Origin of the sequence: Nocardia tenerifensis NBRC 101015, assembly GCF_000308715.1 — a bacterium.
In the GTDB taxonomy this organism is placed as follows: domain Bacteria; phylum Actinomycetota; class Actinomycetes; order Mycobacteriales; family Mycobacteriaceae; genus Nocardia; species Nocardia tenerifensis.
The window spans coordinates 1-5,510 of sequence record NZ_BAGH01000272.1 but is presented as its reverse complement, the minus strand read 5'-3'; the positions used below and the strand labels follow the sequence as shown (position 1 = coordinate 5,510).

Here is a 5,510-nt window from a genome sequence, read left to right as displayed (position 1 = left end):
GTACCGCCGCAGTCAGCACGTCGTCCGCGCGTCGCAACGGCCGCATCGCCGCTGCGGGCCCCGATGTGACTCTGGGCTCGGGCATAGTTTGAGGTTTTCGGCGAGCGCTGTGAGTCTGCCGCATGTGTGGGTCCAGGGCCGGATCACTGTGGACCGTGTATTGACCGCGAGGTCGCGGCGGTCGGTTCTCTTCGGCGCGAAGGGGTTTGGAGAAAGCGGGGTACGGCGCGGCTCTTGGTGAGCCGTGCCGCCCCGGTTGGGGAGGACGCCCGCGCCGTGGCTACCGAAGCGTTGCAGGGCATCTGAGTGGATGCCGCCGGGCGTTATGGGCGGGAGCCTAAGCGCTGCAGAGCACTCGAGTGGGATTGGGAGGCTACTGGGCGCTATGGGCGCGAGTGCCTGAGCGTCGCAGAGCAGTCGAGTGGGATGCCAGCGAGCGTTGTGGGCGCTAGCCCTGAGCGTCGCTGGTGGTCGAGTGGATGTCAGTGGGCACTACGGTGCGCGAGGTCCTAAGCGCCGCCGGCAACCGAGTAGAGGTTAGTCGGCGCTGTGAGCACGCAGGCCGAAGCGCCGTGGGGTAGCCGATCGGTGCTGCGGGGTGCGAGCGCCGAAGTGTCGCTGGCAATCGAGTGGAGGTCGGTGGGCGCTGTGAGCACGCAGGCCGAAGCGCCGCAGGGCAGTTGAGTGAGATGCCAGTGGGCGCTACGGCGCGAGGACCTGAGCGCCGCTGGCAATCGGGTGGGCGTCAGTGGGCGCTGTGGGCGCGAGGGCCGAGGGTCTGGAGGAAATCCCAGGCGTCGGAGACGATCTCGTCCAGGTCGTTGTGTTCGGGGTGCCAGCCCAGTTCGGCGGTGGCGCGGGCGCTGGAGGCGATGAGGGTGGCCGGGTCGCCGGGGCGGCGCGGCGCGTCCTGGGCGGTGATGGGTAGGCCGGTGACGCGCTCACAGGCCGAGATCACCTCGCGGACGGAGAAACCGGTGCCGCTGCCGAGGTTGTAGATGCGATGAGTGCCGGCCTCGGAGGTGGACAAGGCCAGCAGGTGGGCCTGGGCGAGGTCGCGAATGTGGATGTAGTCGCGGACCGCGGTGCCGTCGGGAGTCGGCCAGTCGGTGCCGAACACCGAGATCGCCTTGCGATGCCCGAGGGCGACCTGAAGAACGAGAGGGATGAGATGGGTTTCCACCACGCGGTTTTCGCCGAGGCCACCGTAGGCGCCGGCGACATTGAAGTAGCGCAGGCTGGTCGCCGCCAGCCCGTGCGCGATCGAGTAGGAGGTGATGGCGTGATCGATGGCGAGTTTCGAGGCACCGTACGGGTTCGTCGGCCTGGTCGGCGCGTCCTCGGTGATCGGCACCTGCTCCGGCTCGCCATACACGGCCGCGGTGGAGGAGAACACCAGCCGTGGCGTGCCCGCGTGGCGCATGGCCTCCAGCAGCTCGAAGGTCTTAACCACATTGCCGTGCCAGTACTTCTCCGGCTGCTGCACCGACTCGCCGACCAGCGACTGCGCCGCGAAATGCAGGACACCGTCGAAGGATTCGGCCGCCAGCAGCGCGGTCGCCGCCTGCGCGATATCGCCCTCGACGAAGCGGGCCGCGGTCGGCACCCCGTCGGCGTTGCCGGTGGACAGGTCGTCGACGACGACGACCTCATGACCCTTTTCGAGCAGTACTTGCGCGCACACGCCGCCGACGTAGCCGGCGCCACCCGTGACCAGAAGCTTCACGCGTCAGACCAGCTTCACCTGGACGGCGTGCGCCATCTCGTCGGACAGCTCGAAACCGCCGTGGCCCGGCACGGTGATGACCACCGCGCCCGGCTTGTTCTCGACTGTCACGCGCGCGTCGGGCACCACGCCCGCCTCGCGCAGCTGCCCGATGACCTCGGGATCGGTCTGGATGTGCTCGGCCAGCCGGCGCACGACAACCGCGTGCACCTGACCATGTGGCAGATCCGACAGCCGGACCAGGGGTTCCTCGGCGGAGTTCGACGCGACGATGCCCAGCTCGTCCAGGCCGGGGATCGGGTTGCCGTAGGGGGAGGTGGTGGGGTGGTTGAGCACCTCCACGAGGCGCCGCTCGACGTCCTCGCTCATCACGTGCTCCCAGCGGCAGGCCTCCGCGTGCACGTTCTGCCAGTCGAGGCCGATGATGTCGACGAGCAACCGCTCGGCGAGCCGGTGCTTGCGCATGACCGCGACCGCCATGCTGCGGCCCTTCTCGGTCAGTTCGAGATGCCGGTCTCCGGCGACGAGCAGCAACCCGTCGCGCTCCATCCGCGCGACGGTCTGGCTCACCGTCGGGCCGCTCTGCTCGAGGCGCTCGGCGATGCGGGCGCGCAGGGGCACCACGCCCTCCTCCTCGAGGTCGTAGATGGTACGGAGATACATCTCCGTGGTGTCGACCAGATCTTTCACCTGTTACCCCTTCGTCGGCACGAATTCTACCTACGCACACCGACACGACCGTGCGCCGGACGGCGTCGCGCCGCGCGGCACGCGGCAATGCGGGATTCCGGTCGGCGCACGGCGGGTCGCCGCGATCGCACTTGTCTGTATTTCTACTGCATAGCAACGTTCGACGGGGTTCCTACGTTCCCGCGTAGCGTTGCGACCATGGCCACTGCACCGCGCAGCGAACACCCGGCACCGCGCAGCGAAGTATCGACACCGCCGCGCAGCGAAGAATCGACACCGCGCAGCGAGCAACACAGCACCGGAACCGTCGTGTGGACCGACCGGTTTCTCGACTACAGCTGGACTCCGGAGCATCCGATGAAACCGGCGCGCCTGAAGTTCACCATGGCGTTGGCCGAAAGTCTCGGATTACTCGACGGTGTCGAGGTATTGGCACCCGCGGCGGCCGGCCGCACCGACCTGCTGCGCATCCACACCCCCGACTACATCGACGCGGTCGAGCGGGTCACACCGCCGGTCGGCACGCCGGAGTCGCCGCCGTACGGCCTGGGCTCATCGGACAATCCGGTATTTCCGGGCATGCACGAGGCGGCCTCGGTGATCGTGGGCGGCACCCTGGCCGCGGCGCGCGAGATCGCCGAGGGACGCACCCGGCGGGCCGTGAGCATCGGCGGCGGCATGCACCATGCCATGCCGGACTCGGCGGCCGGATTCTGCGTGTACAACGATGCCGCCGTGGCGATCTCCTGGCTGTTGGACCACGGCTTCGACCGGATCGCCTACCTGGACGTCGACGTGCACCACGGCGACGGCGTGCAGCGCGCGTTCTACGCCGACCCCCGGGTGCTCACCGTCTCGCTGCACCAGCACCCGGCCACGCTCTGGCCGAACACCGGCTGGCCGGAGGAGACGGGCGTCGGCGCCGCCGAGGGCACCGCGATCAACCTGGCCATGCTCCCCGGCACCCGAGACGCGCAGTGGCTGCGGGGTTTTCACGCGGTGGTGCCCGGCGCGGTGGCGGCGTTCCGTCCGCAGATCGTGGTGAGCCAGTGTGGAGTGGACACCCATCGTGAGGACCCGCTCGCGGATCTGGAACTCACGGTGGACGGTCAGCGCGCCGCCTTCCGCGCCATGCGCGACCTGGCCGACCGGTACGCCGAGGGACGCTGGCTCGCGGTCGGTGGCGGCGGCTACGGCCTGGTCCGGGTGGTGCCGCGGGCCTGGACCCATCTGCTCGCCACGGCGCTGGACCGCACGATCGCGCCGGAGACCGAGGTTCCGCAGGACTGGATCGATCTGGTCTACGCGCAGGCGCCGCAGGTGAATCCGCCGCGCACCATGGGTGACGACGCCGACATCGCCTACCGCCCGTGGGATGGGCCGGGCGGCACGGGGGAGACTGGGGACGCGCGCCTCGACCGCGCCCAACGCGCCATCGACACGGCCGTGCTGGCCACCCGCCGAGCGACTTTCGGACTGCTCGGCCTCGACCCGGAGGACCCTCGTGACTGACCCCGTAGACACTCCGGACACCCCCGCGGTTCCGCCCCCGCCGCCGCAGCACTGGTTCGCCGACGTGCTCGCCTCCGACGGCGGCGTGGTCCGGCTCCGGCCGATCACCCCGGACGACGCGGACGCGTTGCAGACCTTCCACGCGGCCCTGTCCGACCGCACCAGATATCTGCGCTATTTCGGCCCGTACCCGCGGATTTCGCCGAAGGACCTGTACCGGACCACTCACGTCGACTATCACGACCGGGTCGGGCTGGTGCTGGTGCTCGGGGACGCGATCGTCGCGGTGGGGCGCTACGAACTGCTCGACCGGGTCGGCCGGCGCTCGGCGGAGGTCGCGTTCGTGGTGGCCGACGAGCATCAGGGGCGGGGGCTCGGCTCGATCCTGTTGGAGCACTTGGCCGGAGCCGCCGCCGAGAGCAAGATCGAGGCGTTCGTCGCCGAGGTGCTCGCGGAGAACACCACGATGGTGACGGTCTTCCGGGACGCGGGCTATCAGGTGGAGCGCAGCAGGGACGGCTCGGTGCTGCATCTCGAGTTCGCCATCGACCCGACCGAAGCCCTGCTGTCCGTGCGGGATTCGCGGGAGCGGGCCTCCGAGGCGCGCAGCGTCGGCAACCTGCTCACGCCGCGATCGGTGGCGGTGATCGGGGCGACGCCGAGCGCCGGCCGCGTGGGCGGCGCGGTGCTGAACAACTTGCTGTCGGGTGTTTTTCAGGGCCCGGTGTTCCCGGTGAATCCGAGTCGGCGCTCGGTGCGCGGGGTGCGGGCCTACGCGACGGTGCGCGAGATTCCGGACGAGGTGGATCTGGCGGTGGTCGCGGTGCCGCCGGAGTCGATCGGCTCGGTGCTCGACGACTGTATGGCCAAGGGCGTCAAGGGACTTGTCGTGCTGACCGCCGGGTTCGACACGACCGGCGTCGGCGGCGGGGCGGCCGAACGTGAGCTGGTCGCGGCCGCGCGGGGTCACGGGATGCGGGTGGTGGGGCCGAGCGCGCTCGGCATTGCGAACACCGACCCGGCGGTCGCACTCAACGCGACGCTGGCATCGGTACTGCCCGGCCGTGGGCGGATCGGGTTCTTCTGTCAGTCCGGGCCGTTGGGCGCTGCCATCCTCGGCGAGGCCGCGGCCAGGAATCTCGGCTTGTCGACCTTCGTCTCGGCGGGCGATCGCGCCGACGTGTCCGGCAATGACCTGCTCCAGTATTGGGACACCGACCCCGACACCGATGTGGTCCTGCTGTATCTGGAGAGTTTCGGCAACCCGCGCAAGTTCTCCCGGATCGCGCGCAGGGTGGCCAGGACCAAGCCGATCGTGGCGGTGAGCAGCGGCCGGCACGCGGCCCAACCCGGCGGCGATATGGATCGCTCGATCGTGCGAGACCTGTTCGCGCAGGCGGGAATCGTGCAGGTCGACTCGATCTCGGAGCTGTTCGACTGCGCCGCGTTGCTCGGATATCAGCCACTGCCGAGCGGCTCCCGGTTGGCGGTCGTGGGCAACAGCGCGGCGCTGAACTGGCTCGCCGTCGACGCGGCGCAGAGCGAGGGTCTCGAGGTCGGTGACCCGGTGAACCTAGGCCCG

The 5,510-nt window shown here is 69.8% G+C and carries 4 protein-coding genes; 2 read left to right on the top strand and 2 right to left on the bottom strand.

Annotation, left to right across the window (positions count from 1 at the left end):
• Positions 1–745 precede the first annotated feature (745 nt).
• A complete protein-coding gene (gene galE, locus ON39_RS21070) occupies positions 746–1,726 on the bottom strand; it encodes a UDP-glucose 4-epimerase GalE (RefSeq protein ID WP_040736904.1) in 981 nt (326 codons plus the stop codon).
• Positions 1,727–1,729: 3 nt separating this feature from the next.
• Positions 1,730–2,416, bottom strand: a complete 687-nt coding sequence (locus ON39_RS21065; protein ID WP_040736903.1) for an iron-dependent transcriptional repressor DtxR — start codon at positions 2,414–2,416, stop codon at positions 1,730–1,732.
• Between the two features lie 357 nt (positions 2,417–2,773).
• Between ON39_RS21065 and ON39_RS21060 the strand changes: the two genes are divergently transcribed.
• Positions 2,774–3,928, top strand: a complete 1,155-nt coding sequence (locus tag ON39_RS21060) for an acetoin utilization protein AcuC (protein ID WP_246003223.1) — start codon at positions 2,774–2,776, stop codon at positions 3,926–3,928.
• Positions 3,921–5,510: GNAT family N-acetyltransferase (locus ON39_RS21055; RefSeq protein WP_040736902.1), on the top strand; the 1,590-nt coding region annotated here is incomplete at its 3' end. The genes ON39_RS21060 and ON39_RS21055, both read left to right, overlap by 8 nt.